The sequence below is a fragment of the Bradyrhizobium sp. ISRA430 genome (genome assembly GCF_029909975.1).
In the GTDB taxonomy this organism is placed as follows: Bacteria; Pseudomonadota; Alphaproteobacteria; order Rhizobiales; family Xanthobacteraceae; genus Bradyrhizobium.
Genome location: NZ_CP094516.1, coordinates 8221059 through 8239923, shown reverse-complemented (window position 1 = coordinate 8239923; position 18865 = coordinate 8221059). Strand labels below are relative to the sequence as shown.

Here is an 18865-nt window from a genome sequence, read left to right as displayed (position 1 = left end):
CGTTGAAAAAGGCGGCAGTAATTCGATGTAATGGCGCCAGCTCGAAAGCGGCCGAACGGCTTGGCTGGCATTTAAGCGGGCTTGAGGGTTTGCATCGGAATCAGTTTGGCGATCTTGCGAAGGTTCTGAGCGGTGGCTGCGAGGATGAACTCGTCACGCGCGCCGTTTGGACCTCGCAACCGTAGACGGTCGAGCTTGAGAATGCGCTTCAGGTGCGCGAACAGCATCTCGATCTTTTTGCGGAGCCGACGCGAAGTGCGCCCTTCCCATGACCTGGCGATCTGGCGCGCCATATCGCGAGCGCCCTCATAGATGGAGCGCGGTACTTTCCGCGATGGCTGCTTGGGACAGCACCGGGACTTGAGGGCGCATCGATCGCAATCGCGCTTGCTGGCGACGTAAAGCATCGTGGCACCGTCGTTCACCAGCGTTCCGGTCGTTGTGAGGACCTTGCCGGCGGGACAGCGATAGACGTCACCCGCGTGGTCATAGCTGAAGTCCTCGCGCGACAAGGTCCCGTCTGGGCGGGCCGACTTGTCGAACACCGTAACGTGTGGCTCGATCCCGTGCTCATAGAGCAGCCAGCCGAGCATCTCGGCCGAGCCATACCCGCTGTCGCCGAGGAGCCGGCTCGGGTAGAGATCGAACCGTTCGAACGAGCGCTCAATCATGCGCCTGGCGGCCAACACCTCCGCCTGCCGGATGGCCGTGGTCGCCTCGACATCGACGATGATCGCATTCTCGACGTCGATCAGATAGTTCGTTGAGTAGGTAAAGAAGGCTTGGCCGCCGTGCGCCCCCGTCCAGCGCGCCGCCGGGTCGGAGGGCGACACGAACTTCGGGGTGACTTCGGTCGCGGCGCCGAAAGCGGCATCATCAAGGACAGCCAGATACTCATCGATCGCTCGGCCGGTAGCCTCCGCTGGAAGTCCCTTGTCGCCTTCGACCCCTTTCTGCCGATTGGCATCGGCCTTGATCAGGCTCGCATCAACGGCAAATCCTTCACCGCCGACCAGCCGCTCCTCGATACATCGGCGCAAGACGTACTCGAACACGCGACGGAAGAGATCGCTCTGCCGGAACCGACCATGCCTGTTCTTGGAGAATGTCGAATGATCCGGCACCGCTCCATCCAGGCCGAGCCGGCAGAACCACCGGTAGGCCAAGTTAAGGTGGACCTCCTCGCAAAGGCGCCGCTCCGATCGAATGCCGAAGCAGTAGCCGATCAGCAGCATCCGGATCATCAGTTCGGGATCAATCGAAGGTCGACCGATGCTACTGTAGAAAGGTGCTAGATCCTGCCTGACCTGTTCAAGGTCGACAAATCTGTCGATCGACCGGAGCAAGTGGTCGGCGGGGATATGCTCTTTCGAGCGAGAACTCATAGAACAACGCAGCCTGTTCGACTTGCCGATGCCCCATCATGACCTTCAGTCCTGCCAATTAGACAGACTGAATCACTGCTATCTCTGAGTCGCAACCGCCGCCTTTTTCAACAGAATCACCCCAAAGCCGACATCCGTGCCTTTATGAGGTACACGCCCTAGCTCGCCCCGTTCACGGGAGATTTTGCGAGGAGCCAAAGGCCAAAAACGCGGTCCCGAAATACGCACAAGGCGGGATGCTCCGTTCGGGTCTTCCCGGCTGTGACCCAAGGCGGTCGCCAACGAACGTTTGAAATGGACAATCAGCCGCCGCGCCGCCGGTCTCAGGCACGGCGGAGTTCACCGCGTCACCGCGTGCTACCGGTCGTAAGCTCTTGCGAGTGAACCGGGATCATCAGGTGCTCGTTGGGTTTGCCTGGGAACATGACGAAGGGCTGCGTCGGGTCTTTGACATCCAGATCGCGCGGATAGGGACTAAGCATCTCGTGTGCTGCGCCGCCGACGATCATCACATGCGGCCCGGTCTGGACCCAATGCTGGTGCGTGTGTCGTTCGGCGGAATCATGATTGCTCGTGCCGGTGTCACCGGCCAGCATGAAAATGAGGCCAATGTTGTGCGGCGGGGCCTGATTGGCCTGCAAGGCTTTGCGCCACTCCATGGCGTTCTGGTCGTCGCATTCCGGCGTTCCATCCTTGCCGATAAAGCACGTGAACCCGTTCGATCCGGTTTGGACGGTCTTAGAAGACCCATCTGGCTGCGGCATGGTGATCGTCGCGCTGTTCACAACCGGCGCCGGAGCGGCGGTCTTCACCTTGGCGATGTACTCTGGTTCGGTCTTCGGGATTTCCTCGGTTGGAAAAGCCGATGCGGACGCGATGAGGGCTGCCGAAGCTGCGCAGAACCCCACCGACGCGAGAGCGTAGAGCCTGTTCATGGCTTACCTCCTGTAGTGGTCGACCGGCATTAAATTGTACCCCAAACCAAGTGGGTGCGCTGCTAAAAGCCGGAGTGCGCCAAGATGTCTCGCTGTTGCGACGATTGCTGTTGCCCCATCGCGTTCGTTATAAAGGTCTGATTTTCTGTCGCTTGTGGGCGTTAAAGCGGAAACTTGGCCGAGCGGTCCATAGTACACGCGCTGTCTAGTCCCGCTTACGGGCCATTTTGCGAAACCAAAGGCGAAAAAACCCGTCCCGAAATTCGCAAAAGGCAAAAAAGCCTTGGCCCAAGGACCTTCGGTAGGAGAAGGCGCTAAATGATTTCCACGCCAGGATCGTTGCCTGGTACGACAAAATCCGGGTTTGCAGGTGATGTTGATATACGGCGCTCAACGACGCCGGTGGCTATCAGCCACTCGTTTGCATTGACGCTTGCAATAATTACAAGTGCATCCTGGTTGGGAAGCGCCTGCAGTCGAGCTATGAGCTCCTTGACCGTCATCGCGATTTCCACTGACGATGGGCCTTGACGGACGAGGTAATTATCTCCGCCCAAACCTAGTGTCCTCGTCCGCCTGTTGCGCAAGCTTCAGCCAATCCTCGGCAAGGCGCAACCAAGCCTCCTTATCCAGCGGGCTCGTCGCCTCCTCCGCCAGCTCACGGCACTTCTCAGCTGCTCTACGGAACCTCTCCGCATTGGCTGGAGGCGATGTCATCGGCAGTTCCTCCCCGATTTCTACATTGGGGTGGAGGTTGTCGATGTGAAAAAGCACCGAACTATCCCGCGAAACGCGCCTTTCGATTGGTCGTTCCAAAGAAAGAAGCTCGGACCCTGTTGCCGCGGGTTGGCGATTCTGCGTTGAAGTTCGACCGGTCCGCACCTAGGTCCTGTCGAACCACTTACCTTATGGCTGGCGGCGCTGCCCTTGTTCCAGTGCCTGTTGCTGCGCAAGCGCAAGCCGCCGCTCCACCTCCTCAAGCGGCGCTGCATGTCGGCAAGCGCATCGCGCGGTGAGTACAGGTCCGAATAGACTTTCTTGATCTCGTCAATCTGCGCTGAATGTCGCTCATGCGCCCATCGTTTCCGCGCCATTTCTCCTCGTGCTCACCGCGTGGCTCGCGCGATAAACTGGCTCGAACCGCGGACATTCGCCTTCAGAGGGCGACGCTCTACCAACTGAGCTAAGAGGCGATAGCCTGGTCTGGGTGGCGTGCTCCGACCACGCGCCCCCGCGGCCCAAACGCGGTGCTCTTCCACACGAGCTTTACCGAGGTCATGGGGACCTACCGCAGGATTCGAATCTGCGTCCTCCTCGTTCGTAGCAAGGCGCTCATCCACTGAGCTACGTGGGCAAACTGAATAGGCACTGCCAAGCAGACAGCGTTACGTCGCCATCGCCCGTCATTGCGCTCGCGCCAAATCGCCGCAGAGAAATGTGAACCAGATTACAGACGGCCCAATGCAACTGCGGACGATTCTAGATGACCCGGACAGCTTTGCCCCAGCCGGTCTGGCACAACCTTGAGGGGTATACGATCATGAAGCTCATTTTCGCAGTATTATTTTTGGCGGCAATCACCGGAGAAGCAATTGCTTAAGACCGCTGCGGCTGTGCGCAGCAAGTCCGCTCAGCCGGCTGTGGGAATGATCGTGTTTGCAGCGAAATAGCACAGGCCAATTACTGGCGATGCATGTCTGCTTGTTACCCCAATCAGGGCGATGCAAGAACCATAAGGTAGCCGAGGCAGTTTAGCGGGACGGCCAATAATGGGAGAAGGCCGCCGCAGTTGGCAGCCTTCTGTTAATTGGAGCCGCAAGCCGGATTCGAACCGGCGTCATCCCGACTGAGAACCGGGCATCCTGGCCGCTAGACGATGGCAGGATGTTAATTTTCTCGACCTCCAAAGAGGGAGGAATAATCGACATCGAGTTTGGCTGCTCGGGTCGTGTCCCCAGTGATGGTGTAGCTCGGTAGAGCAAAGCCGTCCGCACGCGCGCCCTACAATAGCGCCGTAGCGGGCGGACGGCTTTGCGGTGGTCACCGGCGATTCGCCGGTAGGGTCGGGTTGCTGACACCAACCTGATTCGAGGAACCACCGATGACCGACGAGATGATGAACCTGCGGACGCTCGTGGAGAAGACCCCTGATGCGGATCTGCTGCGCGAGATGATCGGCTTTGCCGCCCAGCGCCTGATGGAGCTGGAAGTGGAAAGCCAGACCGGAGCCGCCTATGGCGAGAAGAGCCCCGAGCGCCTGGCCCAGCGCAACGGCTACCGCGACCGCATTTGGGAGACCCGCGCCGGCGCGGTCGAACTGCGCATCCCCAAGCTGCGCAAGGGCTCCTACTTCCCCGGCTTCCTGGAGCCCCGTCGCATGGCCGAGAAGGCGCTTACCGCGGTGGTGCAGGAAGCCTACGTGCAGGGCGTCTCGACCCGCTCGGTCGACGATCTCGTGCAGGCCATGGGCATGAGCGGCATCTCCAAGAGCCAGGTGAGCCGGCTCTGCGCCGAGATCGACGATAAGGTGAAGGCGTTCCTCGCCCGTCCGATCGAGGGCGACTGGCCGTATTTGTGGATCGACGCCACCTACGTGAAGGTGCGCCAGCAGGGCCGCATCGTCTCGGTCGCGGTGATTGTCGCGGTCGGCGTCAACAGTGACGGCCGGCGCGAAGTTCTCGGCATGGATATTGGCCCGTCCGAGGCCGAGACGTTCTGGACCGCGTTCCTGCGCAAGCTCGCGCGCCGCGGCCTACGCGGCGTCAAGCTGGTCGTGTCTGATGCCCATGAGGGCATCAAGGCCACCGTCGCCAAGGTGCTCAACGCCTCCTGGCAGCGTTGCCGCGTGGGGTCGTTGAAAAAGCTGCAATTGGCTGATTTCGTTTTCGTCGGCGATTCGCGATCGGCGGAGCAAACGAGATGCTGGGGCGCAAGGAGCGGGATCAGTTGGAGCTCTTCATCACTGGCTCGCTCAAACAGCTCGTCCCAGATGAGCACGTGCTGGCGCGGGTCGATCGTGTGCTCGACCTATCTTGGCTAAGGGAAGAGGTCTCCGACTGCTATTGCGCGAACGACGGTCGGCCAGGCATCGATCCAGAAGCCGCGGTACGCCTGATGCTCGCGGGTCTGCTCACCGGCATCGTACACGATCGCAAGCTGATGCGTGAGGCTCAGGTCAACATCGCCATTCGCTGGTTTGCTGGTTATGGCCTGCACGAGCAGCTACCGCACCATTCCAGCCTGACGCGCATCCGCCAGCGCTGGGGCGAAGAGCGATTCCGTAGGATCTTTAAACGCACGGTCGAGGCCTGCCTGAAGGCCAAGATCGCAACAGCCGAAGTGGTTCACATCGATGCGTCGCTGATCCGCGCCAACGTGAGTTGGGACAGCCTCACCGAGCAGCATGTGGTGGATGTGCTGAGCGAGAATCAAAGCGAAGATGAAAGCGAGGCTGAGAGGAAGGGCCGGCAAAGCGGCAAGTACAAGAAGATCTGCACCACCGATCCGGATGCGACAATGGCCACCAATGCCCGAAACCGGCGGCTGGAGCCCGCTTACAAGCAGCACACTGCCGTCGATGACAAGGTCGGCGTTATTCTGGACGTCGCGGTCACGACTGGACAAACGAACGAAGGGGAGATGATCGAGCCGCAAGTCGATGAGGTTGAAGCGATTGCGGGCATCGACATCAAGGTGGTCACCGCCGACGCGGGATATGCCTACGCTAAAGTCTACGGTGCGCTCGAGCGGCGCGGCATCGATGCCCTGATCCCAGCTAAAGCCGAACCAATCAAGAGTCGCGTACCGCTCAGACGCTTCCGGTACGACGCCAAGAACGACATCTTGAAGTGCCCGCGAGGACGTATCTTGCGCCCCGCGCGGCCCATCAAGCACGGCCGTTTCTTTTACTCGAAGGCGAAGGATTGCGCCCGGTGTCCGCTCAAGGGCGATTGCCTATCCAAAGGGCGAGTTAACAAAGCGGTCGTTGTCGGTGACGATTATCCGGCACTGCTCCGCGCCCGCCGCCGTCGCGAGCGATGGAGTAAGCAGGATCGACGGCTCTATCAACGCCATCGCTGGCGCTCAGAGGGCTTCCACGGCGAAGCCAAAACCTGGCACGGACTAGCGCGCGCCATACGGCGCGGTCTACCGAACATGAAGATCCAAGCCTACCTGACGGCCGCCGCCATCAATCTGAAGCGGCTGGCAGCCGCTCTGCTTGCGCTTATTCTGCCTTGGATTGTCCTCATAGTGCGTTTGCGGCTTCAGATCGCCCCGTAGCGGGTTTTGATGCGAGGGCCACGACGGGGCCGGTCGCTGCATCGCGCGAAATCTATTGGCCACTTCTTCAACGACCCCCGCGTCCACTTCATGCGCAACGCGCTCGCGCATGCCGGCAAGAGCGGCCGGCGTGTCGTCTCCGCCTTCATCGCCACCGCGTTTGCCCAGGACGATGCCGAGGCCGCAAAGACCCAATGGCGAAAGGTCGCCGACCAGCTCCGCCCCAAGCTCCCCAAGCTCGCCGGCTTCCTCGACGAGGCCGAGACCGATGTGCTCGCCTACATGACCTTCCCGCCCCAGCATCGGACCAAGCTGCACTCGACCAACCCGATCGAGCGCCTCAACGGCGAGATCAAGCGCCGCACCGAGGTGGTCGGCATCTTCCCCAATGAGGACGCCATCGTTCGCCTCGTCGGTGCGATCCTGCTCGAGCAGAATGATGAATGGGCCGTCCAGCGCGCCCGCTACATGACGCTGGAAACCATCGCGCCGTTGAGCGATGATCCCGCCGTCAGCTTCCCGGCAATCGCCAGCTGACTTGTCCGGCCCTCGCCGGCGAACGCGGTGTCCCACCGCCAGTTACACCACGCCTAGGGACACGATCGCTGCTCGGGCAGGCTTCGAACCTGCAGTGCCTTTCGGCGCGCGATTAACAGTCGCGAGGGTCTACCAATTCCCCCACCGTGCGAAACCGGCAATGGTCAGCGTCTCCCGCTGCACGCAGGTCTTCTTGACCCAGTCGTTCGTGCGTCCCCTCGGATAGGCGCTGTCCCGTACTTTCGATACGACGCCTTCGAGGCCGAGCTTGCAGGCATGTGCAAACATCTCGCGGCCATCTATCTCGACGCTTTCGCTGAACTGGACGTCCGTGCCGCTTAGGATCTTCCTGAGTTCGGCTTTGCGCTGAGAAAGAGGCAGCTTCCGGATATCGGCCGTTCAGGTAGAGCAGATCGAAAGCTACGAGCACGATGCTCTTCGATTTGCCCTTGAGCTCGTTCTGCAGGACCGAGAAGTCGGTCGTGCCGTCGGCGGTCATCGATCCTGAGTTTGCCGGCTACGCGCCGATCGCCCCGGCCGGCGAGCTATCGCCGCGCAGCAGGACTTCTGTCGTCTGGGACCGGCAGTGGCCTGTGAAACCGTAAGCCTCCGGTGGGGCTTTCAATTACCCACAAATTCTCCTCCGACCATGGCGCCCAGCGCGATGTCGGTGAGGCGTGACAGCCCGCGCCACATGACCGTATTGCCGGGCGGCGGATCGCTGGCGCGGGCGAGATAACCGCCGAGCCGGGCGATCTTGATCAGATAGTGCGAGAGCGTTCTCCGTCTTGCTCTTGGTTTGTCGTTGACGAGGCGATCGAGCACGCCGATTTCAGTCGCAGTCAACGCGAGGGTTGGTGGCGCGTCTGGGGCGGAACGGTTGAGCATCGTCATCCAGAAGACCCGCCAACTCAGGATGCAAAAGAGCGAGATCAGGTTGGTCAGACGCTGGGCGGTCCTAAGCTTCGACTCCTCAGCTTTGCAGCCCGATTTGAGGATCTTGTGGAACACCTCGATCTTCCATCTCAAACCATACCATTCGAGCTTCTCAATGACGTCGGTGCGGGAACCAACAGGCAGGTCGGTGATCAGCTTCCAATCGATCTTCTTTCTGTTTTTCGGCGTCCCGCGCTCTTCGGCATGGATCACTGTCAGGGTCAGAGCGGGATAGCGCTTCTGCTTTCCGATCGGCGGCAGAACGCGAATCTTGCGATACCTGATCTCAAGAACGGCTTGGTCGGGATCGCCGTTGCTGTCTCTGACTTCGATGCGATGGAGCCCTTTGACGGCGACCTCGTCCATTTCGTCGGCGATGGTGTGATCCCCGTCTCCAGCCAAGCGGTCGACGCAGGTCCTGATCAGGAAATGGGTTCCGATCTCCTGTGCTGCGCAGAAGAGTTCGTAGATGTCACTCTCGCGATCACCAATATGGATGCATCGTCCCGGATGATCCAAGAGTTGCGTAGACTGCTTCAGATTTTCCAACCACCGGACGCTTTCCTTTTTCTCGATGGGAATCCGGGTCGGATTGATCTTCTTTTTAAGCGCTGCCGTCCCCTTGAATTTCTTCCGGGTCCAGAACTTAACGGCCGCCAACCCCAGCGGCACCCCCTCGATTGTAACCGCGAGGCTCGAATGCATCAGGATGCCGCAAACCGTGTGCGATCTGAGGCGACCTGCCTTATCCCGTCCACTGTTTATGCTCTTGGTGATGCCGATCGCTTCTGACTTCTCGCGTTGATAGCTGAACTCGGTTGTATCGTGCAGCACAAGAACGAGATCTCCAGTGGCGGCGGCACGATCACGTGTCGATTGGAAATGGCCGGCCAGAATGTCCGCTTCGCTGACCCGGTCGTTAGAAAAGAAGCGGTAGGCAGCCTTCGTATTCGCCCAATCCTGGCAGACGAGCGGAATGCTTTGTCCCATGGCGCTTCCAATCTGCGTGAGCAGTTTGCGGAATCTGTCGCCGAGCCGCGCGTCCCTAAACTCGCATCCACTACTCTCTCGATCAATCCAACATTCCCCGTCCAAGGACCGCAAACAGCCTTTTGCCGATCGATCCGTTAATGTCAGCCCCATAGAGCACCCCCTCGCGAATCAGGTGCTCAGCAAGGAATCACAAGTGATTCTTTCGATTCAAGATTTCGCCGATCAGCGGATCAGCTCGAGTGGTCAAAGTTATGGGTAATTGAAAGCTTCACCGGATGGGTACCTTCGTTCGAAAGTGCGCGATCAATCTCTGACCTGCGGGCAACAATCGTTCGCGCGCTTTGGACCAGAAGACCTTGGCGGATCTGAACGTTGCGCTCGCAACCATTGCCAAGAACGCTCGACTGGCTGCACGATTGCTGGCTATCGACGTTTCGTGACACCTGATGTTTGAGACGCCTCTGGCGGAGTTCCCTGACTACAGAGTCGGCTCACAAACTGGTCTGCTGTTGAGTTGGACGAATCGCCACATTGCGCGCCCAGCCTGCAAACTGGCCGAGCTGGCGCAGTGCGGGCCTCAGAGGGCATCGCGCTTGGCTGGGACGGCGGATGGTTTGCAAATTGTTGAGGCGCGAAAGATGAAAGATGGTCGGAGCGGAGTATGATGCAGAACGGCCCGGCAGCGATACCGGGCCTTTCTTGTGCTTTTTGGGCGCTCAATGGGTGGCTTAGAAGTCCATACCACCCATGCCGCCGCCCGGAGGCATGGCCGGGCCGGCAGCGGCCTTCTTCGGCAGCTCGGCGACCATGGCCTCGGTGGTGATCAGCAACGCCGCAATCGAAGCCGCATTCTGGATAGCCACACGCACGACCTTGGCCGGGTCGATGATGCCCTTGGTGACCAGGTTGCCGTATTCGCCGGTCTGCGCGTCGAAGCCATAGCCGTACTGTTCTTTTTCCAGGACCTTACCGACCACGACCGAGCCGTCCTCGCCGGCATTGATCGCGATCTGGCGGGCCGGCCAGGACAGCGCCTTGCGCACGATCTCGACGCCGGTCTTCTGGTCGTCGTTTTTGGTGCGGATGCCCTTGAGATGCTCGGAGGCACGGAGTAGGGCGACGCCGCCGCCTGGCAGGATGCCTTCCTCGACCGCCGCGCGGGTTGCATGCATCGCGTCATCGACGCGATCCTTGCGCTCCTTCACCTCGACCTCGGTCGCCCCGCCGACGCGGATCACCGCGACGCCGCCCGCGAGCTTGGCGAGACGCTCCTGGAGCTTCTCACGGTCGTAGTCCGAGGTGGTCTCCTCGATCTGCGCCTTGATCTGGGCCACGCGCGCCTCGATGTCGGCCTTTTTGCCAGCGCCGTTGATGATCGTGGTGTTCTCCTTGTCGATCATCACCTTCTTGGCCCGACCGAGCATGTTGAGCGTGACGTTCTCGAGCTTGATGCCGAGGTCTTCCGAGATCGCCTGGCCGCCGGTCAGGATCGCGATGTCCTGCAGCATGGCCTTGCGGCGATCGCCGAAGCCCGGAGCCTTGACGGCAGCGACTTTCAACCCGCCACGCAGGCGGTTCACCACCAGCGTTGCGAGCGCTTCACCTTCGACGTCTTCCGCGACGATGACGAGCGGCTTGCCGCTCTGCACCACGGCCTCGAGCAGCGGGAGCAGCTCGTTCAGCGACGAGAGCTTCTTCTCGTTTATGAGGATGTAGGCGTCTTCCATCTCAGCGCGCATCTTGTCGGCATTGGTGACGAAGTAGGGCGAGATGTAGCCGCGGTCGAACTGCATGCCCTCGACGACATCGAGTTCGGTCTGGAGCGATTTCGCTTCTTCGACGGTAATTACGCCTTCGTTGCCGACCTTCTTCATGGCGTCCGCAAGGAACTTGCCGATCTCGGCATCGCCATTGGCCGAAATCGTGCCGACCTGGGCGATCTCCTCATTGGAGGTGACCTTCTTGGAGTTCTTCTCGATGTCGGCCACCACAGCTTCGACGGCGAGGTCGATACCGCGCTTGAGGTCCATTGGGTTCATGCCGGCGGCAACCGACTTGGCGCCCTCGCGGACGATTGCGGCCGCAAGGACGGTCGCGGTGGTGGTGCCGTCGCCGGCCGCATCAGCGGACTTGGAGGCCACCTCCCGCACCATCTGCGCGCCCATGTTCTCGAATTTGTCCTCGAGCTCGATCTCTTTGGCGACGCCGACGCCGTCCTTGGTGATGCGGGGTGCGCCAAACGATTTGTCGAGCACGACGTTGCGGCCCTTGGGGCCGAGCGTCACCCTGACCGCATTGGCGAGAATGTCGACGCCGCGCAGCATCCGGTCGCGGGCATCGACCCCGAATTTGAGTTCTTTAGCTGACATATTTGTCCTCCCTGAATTGAAATTCGCCGCTCACCTGCGAGGCAGCACCGGTCGGGCGCTCCTCAGGGGGTGACGGTGGATTAGGCGGCCTTCTTCTTGGACGACACGTCGGTAAGAACGCCCATGATGTCGCTCTCCTTCATGATCAACAGCTCCTGGCCGTCGATCTTGACCTCGGTGCCCGACCACTTGCCGAACAGCACGCGGTCGCCGACCTGGACGTCGATCGGGATCAGCTTGCCGCTCTCATCCCGGCCGCCAGGGCCAATGGCGATGACTTCGCCCTGGGAGGGCTTTTCCTTGGCCGTATCGGGAATGATGATGCCGCCACCGGTCTTCTCTTCAGCTTCGATGCGCTTGACCACGACGCGGTCGTGAAGCGGAGGGAATTTCATGCAGTCCTCCCTGACTTTTGTGAATATTCTTTAGGTTGGCAGTCGCAACGAGCGAGTGCCAACCGCTCTCACATATACCAGTGACATTGGGGCGCAAGAGGTTCGGCCCACGATGTTTGTGCAACTTTAAACACAGACGTGTCGAGCGTGTGCGCTCAAGTTGACGGGTGCCCCTGCCGCAAACAAAAAGATAACAGGGTGAAACAAGCTCGCCGAGGCCATCCGCTACGCCTTCGGTCCGGCCTTCCGGGGCTGTCTCGTCCTGACCGGCCTCGGCAGAAGCTGCGACCTGCTCGACGTCCTCGGGGCCCAGCAACATCTGTTCCTCAGGAAGCGACTCCGCCTTCCGGCCAAAGCGATGACGCTGCAGCTTCTTGATGATCTGGCGCAGCCGCTCGCTCTCGTGCCGCTCGGCAAGCAGCATCGCCTTCAGCGTCTCGGGATCATCAGGAAGGTTATCGCTCACAGGCAAATCAGAGCATATTCGCGCTCGCCTGACGGCGCGCTCGATGCCCCTGATTCACTTCGTCGCAGCGCGGCCCACAATTATCCGGCTTGCGTCGGGACGACCGTCTCCCGTGCCGCGTGGACACGCCGCCAATCGAGCCCTTCGAGCAGCGCCGACAATTCCGCCGCCGACAAACGCATCACGCCATCCTCGATCTTCGGCCAGCGGAAGACGCCTTCCTCGAGCCGCTTGGCGAACAGGCACAAACCCGTACTGCCGCTACGCCGACGACTTCCTCATCGGCGTAATCGGGAGCAAGCGGGAAGCGTGTGAGATCATGGCTCGCGTCGAACAGTTCCTGACGCAGGCCTTGAAGCTCGCCGTATCGGCCGAGAAAAGTGGAGTTCACGCCGCTTCAAAGGGAGTGACCTTCCTCAGCTATCGCATCTCGACATACACATCCTATGGGGCTGGACGCAAATCCAACCGCACGGGGCCGGATGGCCGGACATGGCGCGTGGTACGCCGGCCGACCACCGGCAATGTCAGTTTGCGAGTGCCGCGCAAGGAGGTTACCGCGTTCTGCAAGCGACACGACTATGGCGATCTCGCCAGAAAGACTGGCCGTCCGCGCGAGCAGTTCTTGGTCACCAGCGATGTCGCAACCGTCCTCGCCTATAACTCAGAGTTCCGTGGTTTTGCGAACTACCATTCGTTTGCCGATGACTTCAAGAGCGCCTTGGGACTGTTGGAGCTTGTTGTGTTCCGCAGCCTTGTGAAGACGCTGGCGATGCGACATCGGACGACGAGAGCGAGAACCATGGCACGTCTGTGGAAGGGTACGGACTACGAAGTCAGCTCCGTGGTCCGTGGTAAACTTCGCAGTATCAAGCTGTGGAGACTGAAGCATCTGACCCAGACCTACTGGACGAGTCCTGTGGTGGACAACGTCACGGCAGGGGCGTGGTGGGTCAAAAGCCCCAATGATCTGATCGATCGCCTCAACGCTCGCAGGTGCGAAGGGTGCGGTGATAGGACCGGACCATTTGAGATGCATCACCTCCGCCGCGTTGGAGACCTGCGAAGCGGTTCGCTGACGGTTTGGAAACAGTCCGGTTGGCGGCGCAAGACGATCGTCCTGTGTCCGTCATGCCGCGCAACCGTCTCCGGTCGAGCGCATGCGCGTATGGAAAGCCGTGTGCATTGAAAAGTGCCCGCACGGTTTGGGGGGAGGCGTAGGGATATCCTCGACGAGGTATCCCGCGCCTACCCTACCGAGACGCTGCGCGGCTCGGTTCACAAGAGCCCGGTGCGGCGCAAGCCGCTCGCGCACAAACGACAGAGACAGAATTGAATTCCCCTCGCATACATCTGTGTACCGCGACAGACGCTGTCTGCCGTCGGATCCAGACATGTCTGCCATTCCGACAATTGGAGTTCCTAACCCTGCTTCCCGAGCGACTTGAACGACAGATTGTTGGAACGAGGACGCATGGGTAAAGGGAATCAGATGCCTCTCGAGCAGCGGGCAAACACCACCCTGCCGAAAGTCATCCAGACCGGATGCCCACCTCTTGAACTGTTTTGTGATCGATTTCGATCACCTTTTTCCCAAGCAGCTCTGTGTTCCACCCTCCTGCGCCAGTCCCGACCTAAATTAGTTGCGCGCGCACTCCAGCCCAATTTCCCTCCAGGCCACCCGATTGCCGCACGAGCTATCGCCTCGACTTGTTTCTCAATTAGTTTTCGCGTTCGGATTCGAGCAGTGGGTCAACTAGAGCTAGCCGGAGCCCGCATGGCGGACACCGAGACAGACGATTTGGCATCCTTATGCGCGCGCCAGCGAGAGAGGACGGCGAAGAAGCGCGAAAGCTTAAATCTGTGGCGAACTATCTGTGCGGATGGAGACTAATGGGATCTCGCATTGCACTTCCTGCTCGTTACCCGCCGGTCGGCGCATGGCCAGCCGTCATGCGGGCGGATATGGTCGCAGCGTATTTAGATTACCGCAATACAGTCGAACTTGCGCGCGCGATAGTCCGCGGGGAAGCTCCTCCGCCGACGCATTATCACGGAACTGGTCGCTCCCGAGAGCCAGTTTGGTCGAAGGCAGCTATTGATGACTTCGCGGCAGCGTGCAGCGCTACAAACCCCAATAAGCTAGACCGACAAGACCTGACCTCGCTCGTATGAATTTGTCCAACACTACGCCTGGACTTCCTCGTTACTGTCGGCGGAAGGCATTGAAGCATGGCGGTTGGGCCTATTTTTTCGAGCCGCCCACCTGGGCACGCAGACAAGGCTGTACCATCGAACCTGAGGCACTTGGCGAGGATTTCGATGCAGCTGTAGACCGGGTCAAGAAAGTCTTGTTACCCGCTTTTGACAGCTGGCGTTCTGGGGGGCTAACCGACCTGTCTCCTACTCCGCCTGCACCTGGCACTTTCGATTGGCTCGTATGGGTATTCAAGACGCACCAGAAGTGGAAAGAACTCGATCACAAAACGCAGCGACTTTACGCCCAGGGCTTAGCGCTTTTTGCTAATCACGAGCTAAAGGACGGCAGTCGGGCGGGCTCGAAACAGATTTCTGCCTTCTCTAGAGGATTTGTCGATGCCGTCTATGCGAAGTTGCTGGTCGTAGAACGCAAGGAAGCGGACGGCAACACCGTCAAATACGAACGCCGGCGCTTCGCAAATGCTGCCATGACGGCTTGCAGGCGCGCTTGGTTTGTTGGCCAGCGCGCTCATGAGGCGAAGGTCCCCGAAATAAACCCGTTCTCCCGGATGGGGCTAAGGTCTCGAGCCCCTGGTCAACCGAAGCGGGAGACGCCCACTGCAAACTGGGACGAGCTTGTCGCGTTCAGGCGCAGTGCCAAGAAACTCGGGTTTTACTCCATCGCTACAGCCGCTTTGTTGAGTTGGGAATGGCTGCAGCGCGAAGAGCATGTCTTCGGCATTTTCGAACTTGCGCACTACCGCCCGGAGGGACGACCAGATAGCGTCAGGATTGTCCATCCAAAGAACGGCGAAGAAGCATGGTGGCCCCTCTTTGACGAAACTGGCACGCCGCTTTTCCCCGAGTTGATGGCGGAACTCGACGCTATCAAAGCGGGGCACGGCTCCGGATTGGTCTTCCGGCGCGACCACCCTCATCGCAGATCGAGCATTCCCGTCCCATGGATCACCCAACGCAAAGATCTGCGATACCTCCGCTCCGTCGTAAAAAAGATCATCGCCGCAGCCGGGCTTCGTCACGAACTTTCATTCACATCATTTCGCCATGGCGGCTTCACCGAAGGCGCCGACAGCGATCTCACGGATGCTGAATTGCGCACCGCCGGCCGCCATCGTTCAAAATACCAATTGCCAACTTATGCCAAGCGCACGCGCAAGCAGCTCATTGCGGCTACCAAAAAGCGCCGATTGCAGCGCGCGGGAACAGCTTCCTTTGACGATCAGCTCGTGGCGCGAACGAGATAGGCATCGTTTTGCCGGATGCCTCTCTGAGTTTGTTCCAACATCGGGTCTACCGCCCCGTCCATACCGGCTTGCGCTTTTCGCCGAACGCCTTCAGCCCCTCCTTGGCGTCCTCGGTCATCGCGAGCAGCGCGATCTGGCTTTCGGTGTAGGCGATGCTCTCGTCGAACGACATCGAGGCAATGGCGCGCATGGCGTATTTGCCACGGCGGATCGCGGTCGGGGATTTGTCGACGGTGCGGCCGATCAGCCAGTCGACCTTGGCGTCGAGCTCGGCCGCCGGTACGATATAGTTCAAGAGGCCCGCGGCTTGCGCAGCTTTCGCATCGAACGGCTCGCCGGTGAGCGCCCATTCGTTGACGAGACGCGGCGGCGCGATGGACTGCAGCAAGCTCAGCACCTGCATCGGAAACACGCCGACCTTCACCTCCGGCAGGCCGAAGATGACATGGTCGGCCGCAACCGCCATGTCGGTCATGCACAAAAGGCCCATGCCGCCGGCCATGCAGACGCCACCGACCCGCGCGATCGCGGGCTTCGTCGCGTTCTGTGACAGGCGGAGCAGATCGGCATAGTCGACATTCGGCCGGGAATGATCCATCGCGAACGCCGCACCGGAATTCTGCAAGTCGGCGCCGGCGCAGAACGCCTTGTCGCCGGCGCCGGTCAGCACGATGACGCGGACGTCCTTGTCGTCATGGGCGTCGCGATAGCCCTTGCTGATGCCGGCGATGACCTCGCCGTTCAGCGCGTTGCGCTTCTCGGGCCGGTTGATGGTGATCCAGAATGCCTGCCCGCGCTTTTCGGTGATGACGGCTGTGTTGTCGGTCATGACGTCGCTTCCTTGCTGTCCGTTTGCAGCATTTGCGGCAGCGCGGGCGGCAGGTGCAAGAGCAATCTGCAGCGAGGCGCCGCTTTAGCGCCTCGACGCAAATTGCTGGCAACGGAGGCGCGCGGTCAGCCCGCGACCGCTTTCCTGATCCAGACCTTGTTGTCGTGGAATGCGGCGCCGCCGATCGGCGCGACGGCTTCGGCTCCGGTCAGCATGTTGATGCCGCGGCCGCCGATATGGTTCTTGTTCGGGTGAACGGATTCCGCGATCAGCACGCCGCGCCGCACGCCGTCGAACAGCGTTGCGATCAGCGTGGTCTCGCCTCTGATGTTGCCGAGCGTCACCGCATCGCCGTCAGCAATGTCGAGGGAGGCTGCATCCAGCGGATGGATCATCACGCTCGCCCTGCCCTCGCGCGCCTGCGAGGACGGCGTCTCGTTGAAGGTGGTGTTGAGGAAGCTGCGCGATGGGCTGGTGGCAAGCCGGAACGGATGGGCCTGGTCGGCCTGCTCGATCACCGCCCAATGGTCCGGCAGATCAGGCATGTTGTCGATATCGCCCATCGTCTGGCCGAACGGCGGATGCGCCCAATCCGCCCTGAAGTGGAATTTCTTGTCGGGATGGGCGAAGCCGTCGAGAAAATGCGAGGTCCGGAAATCCGGCTGCAGGTCGCGCCAGATGTCGGCCTCGAGCCCGGCGATGTCGCCGTGGCCGCTCAGCTTCAGCGTCGCATCGATCAACTCGCGCGACGTCATCTCGAAGCCTGGATGCATCGCGCCGACGCGCGGCGCCAGCGCCTGCAAGACCTCATGGTTGGAGCGGCATTCGCCGGGCGGATCGATCAGCTTCGCGCCCACCGAGATGTGCTGGTGGCCGCCGCCGTAATAGAGGTCGTCATGCTCCATGAACATGGTCGCCGGCAGCACGATGTCGGCCATCTGCGCCGTCTCGGTCATGAACTGCTCATGCACGGCGACGAACAGGTCTTCGCGCGCAAAACCCTGTGCTACCCGCGCCTGCTCCGGCGCCACCGTCATCGGGTTGGTGTTCTGGATCAGCATCGCCTTGATCGGGCCCTTGCCGTGCAAGGCCTCAGTGTCGCCGGTCAGGATACGGCCGATCTGGGACTGGTCGAGCACGCGCGTGGTGCGATCGATCGCGTCATGGCCCTCGATGATGGATTCGTCGAAATGCCACAGCGCGTAATTGTTGAAGAAGGCGCCGCCGCCTTCGTATTGCCAGGCGCCGGTCACCGCGGGAATGCAGAGTGCCGCATGCATCTGCGTGGCCCCGTTGCGCGAGCGGGTGAAGCCGTAGCCGAGGCGCAGGAAGGTTCGCTTGGTCTCGCCGACCGCCTTCGCGAACGCTTCGATCTCAGACACCGGCACGCCAGAGATCGCGGACGCCCATTCCGGCGTGCGCGTTCTCAGATGCGCCTCGAGCTCGGCCGGGCAATCGGTGTACTTGTCCATATAGGCGCGGTCGGCATAGCCGTCGCGGAACAGCACGTGCATGACGCCGCAGGCGAACGCGCCATCGGTGCCGGGCCGCAGGATGATCCTGATGTCGGCCTGCTTCATGGTCTCGTTGTCGTAGATGTCGACGGCCGCGATCTTCGCGCCGCGCTCCTTGCGCGCACGCGCGGCGTGCGTCATCACGTTGACCTGGGTGTTGACGGGGTTGGTACCCCAGATCACGACGAGGTCGGACAGCGCCATCTCGCGTGGATCGACGCCGGCAATCTTGCCGGTGCCGATTGCATAACCGACGCGCGCGACGTTCGCGCAGATCGTCGAATAGAAGCGCGAATATTTCTTCACATGCGTGAGGCGGTTGAGACCGTCGCGCATCACCAGCCCCATCGTGCCGGCGTAGTAATAGGGCCAGATCGATTCCGCGCCGAACTCGCGCTCGGCCTCGTTGAAGCGATGGCCGATCTCGTCGAGCGCCTCGTCCCAGGAGATCCGCGCGAACTGGCCGGATCCTTTCGGCCCGGTGCGGCGCATCGGGTACATCACCCGCTCGGGGTGATGGATGCGCTCGGCATAGCGGGCGACCTTGGCGCAGACGACGCCGGCCGTGTAGGTCTGCCGCTTGGAGCCGCGAACGCGACCGATGCTGCGGCCCTCGACCACCTCGACATCGAGCGCGCAGGCCGAGGGGCAATCATGCGGACAGGTGGAGTGGCGGATCTCGATCTTGGCGTGCTGGTTCATGGGGAAATCCGTAACATCAAAATACCGGCCAGCCGAGGGCATTTATCCGGCAATGCCTA

Annotated in this window: 11 protein-coding genes, 2 tRNA genes and 5 pseudogenes; 5 read left to right on the top strand and 13 right to left on the bottom strand. The window is 60.8% G+C overall.

Annotation, left to right across the window (positions count from 1 at the left end; all coding sequences use genetic code 11):
- Positions 1-71: 71 nt before the first annotated feature.
- From MTX21_RS38580 to MTX21_RS38565, 4 genes and pseudogenes are all read right to left on the bottom strand, one after another.
- Positions 72-1425: pseudogene (locus MTX21_RS38580) on the bottom strand (IS1182 family transposase).
- Between the two features lie 307 nt (positions 1426-1732).
- Positions 1733-2320, bottom strand: a complete 588-nt coding sequence (locus MTX21_RS38575) for a hypothetical protein (protein WP_280969647.1) — start codon at positions 2318-2320, stop codon at positions 1733-1735.
- A 314-nt stretch (positions 2321-2634) separates the two neighbouring features.
- Positions 2635-2823, bottom strand: a complete 189-nt coding sequence (locus tag MTX21_RS38570; protein WP_280969646.1) for a hypothetical protein — start codon at positions 2821-2823, stop codon at positions 2635-2637.
- A gap of 1305 nt (positions 2824-4128) precedes the next feature.
- Positions 4129-4201, bottom strand: a tRNA-Glu gene (locus MTX21_RS38565).
- A 220-nt stretch (positions 4202-4421) separates the two neighbouring features.
- Between MTX21_RS38565 and MTX21_RS38560 the strand changes: the two are divergent.
- From MTX21_RS38560 to MTX21_RS38550, 3 genes and pseudogenes are all read left to right on the top strand, one after another.
- Positions 4422-5168, top strand: a pseudogene (locus MTX21_RS38560) (IS256 family transposase); the annotation flags it as partial.
- Positions 5169-5239: 71 nt separating this feature from the next.
- A complete protein-coding gene (locus tag MTX21_RS38555) occupies positions 5240-6601 on the top strand; it encodes an IS1182 family transposase (RefSeq protein ID WP_280965647.1) in 1362 nt (453 codons plus the stop codon).
- A 78-nt stretch (positions 6602-6679) separates the two neighbouring features.
- Positions 6680-7138, top strand: a pseudogene (locus tag MTX21_RS38550) (transposase); the annotation flags it as partial.
- A gap of 68 nt (positions 7139-7206) precedes the next feature.
- Here MTX21_RS38550 and MTX21_RS38545 read toward each other — a convergent pair.
- From MTX21_RS38545 to tnpB, 7 genes and pseudogenes are all read right to left on the bottom strand, one after another.
- Positions 7207-7289 (bottom strand) — tRNA-Asn (locus MTX21_RS38545).
- A pseudogene (locus tag MTX21_RS38540) lies at positions 7286-7631 on the bottom strand (DNA ligase); the annotation flags it as partial. The pseudogene MTX21_RS38540 and the gene MTX21_RS38545, both read right to left, overlap by 4 nt.
- 128 nt (positions 7632-7759) lie before the next feature.
- Entirely contained in the window at positions 7760-9217 is a 1458-nt protein-coding gene (locus MTX21_RS38535) for an IS4 family transposase (RefSeq protein WP_280968807.1), read from the bottom strand.
- 578 nt (positions 9218-9795) lie between these two features.
- Positions 9796-11436: a chaperonin GroEL gene (groL, locus tag MTX21_RS38530; protein ID WP_280969645.1), complete on the bottom strand. Its 1641-nt coding sequence runs from the start codon at positions 11434-11436 to the stop codon at positions 9796-9798.
- Positions 11437-11516: 80 nt separating this feature from the next.
- A complete protein-coding gene (locus tag MTX21_RS38525; RefSeq protein ID WP_280969644.1) occupies positions 11517-11831 on the bottom strand; it encodes a co-chaperone GroES in 315 nt (104 codons plus the stop codon).
- A 268-nt stretch (positions 11832-12099) separates the two neighbouring features.
- A pseudogene (locus MTX21_RS38520) lies at positions 12100-12255 on the bottom strand (transposase); the annotation flags it as partial.
- A gap of 122 nt (positions 12256-12377) precedes the next feature.
- On the bottom strand, positions 12378-12545 hold the full coding sequence (gene tnpB / locus MTX21_RS38515) for an IS66 family insertion sequence element accessory protein TnpB (protein WP_280969643.1): 168 nt from the start codon (positions 12543-12545) through the stop codon (positions 12378-12380).
- 71 nt (positions 12546-12616) lie between these two features.
- Here tnpB and MTX21_RS38510 point away from each other — a divergent pair, with 71 nt between their 5' ends.
- Together MTX21_RS38510 and MTX21_RS38505 are read left to right on the top strand one after the other, a co-directional pair.
- The gene (locus MTX21_RS38510; protein WP_280969642.1) at positions 12617-13486 is read left to right on the top strand and encodes a group II intron reverse transcriptase/maturase; all 870 of its coding nucleotides are present in this window, start codon (positions 12617-12619) and stop codon (positions 13484-13486) included.
- Between the two features lie 1036 nt (positions 13487-14522).
- Positions 14523-15761, top strand: coding sequence for a hypothetical protein (locus MTX21_RS38505; RefSeq protein ID WP_280969641.1), 1239 nt, complete (start codon positions 14523-14525; stop codon positions 15759-15761).
- Between the two features lie 46 nt (positions 15762-15807).
- Here MTX21_RS38505 and MTX21_RS38500 read toward each other — a convergent pair whose 3' ends face one another.
- Positions 15808-16590: an enoyl-CoA hydratase/isomerase family protein gene (locus MTX21_RS38500; RefSeq protein WP_280969640.1), complete on the bottom strand. Its 783-nt coding sequence runs from the start codon at positions 16588-16590 to the stop codon at positions 15808-15810.
- A 125-nt stretch (positions 16591-16715) separates the two neighbouring features.
- Positions 16716-18806, bottom strand: coding sequence for a molybdopterin oxidoreductase family protein (locus MTX21_RS38495; protein ID WP_280969639.1), 2091 nt, complete (start codon positions 18804-18806; stop codon positions 16716-16718).
- Positions 18807-18865: the final 59 nt, after the last annotated feature.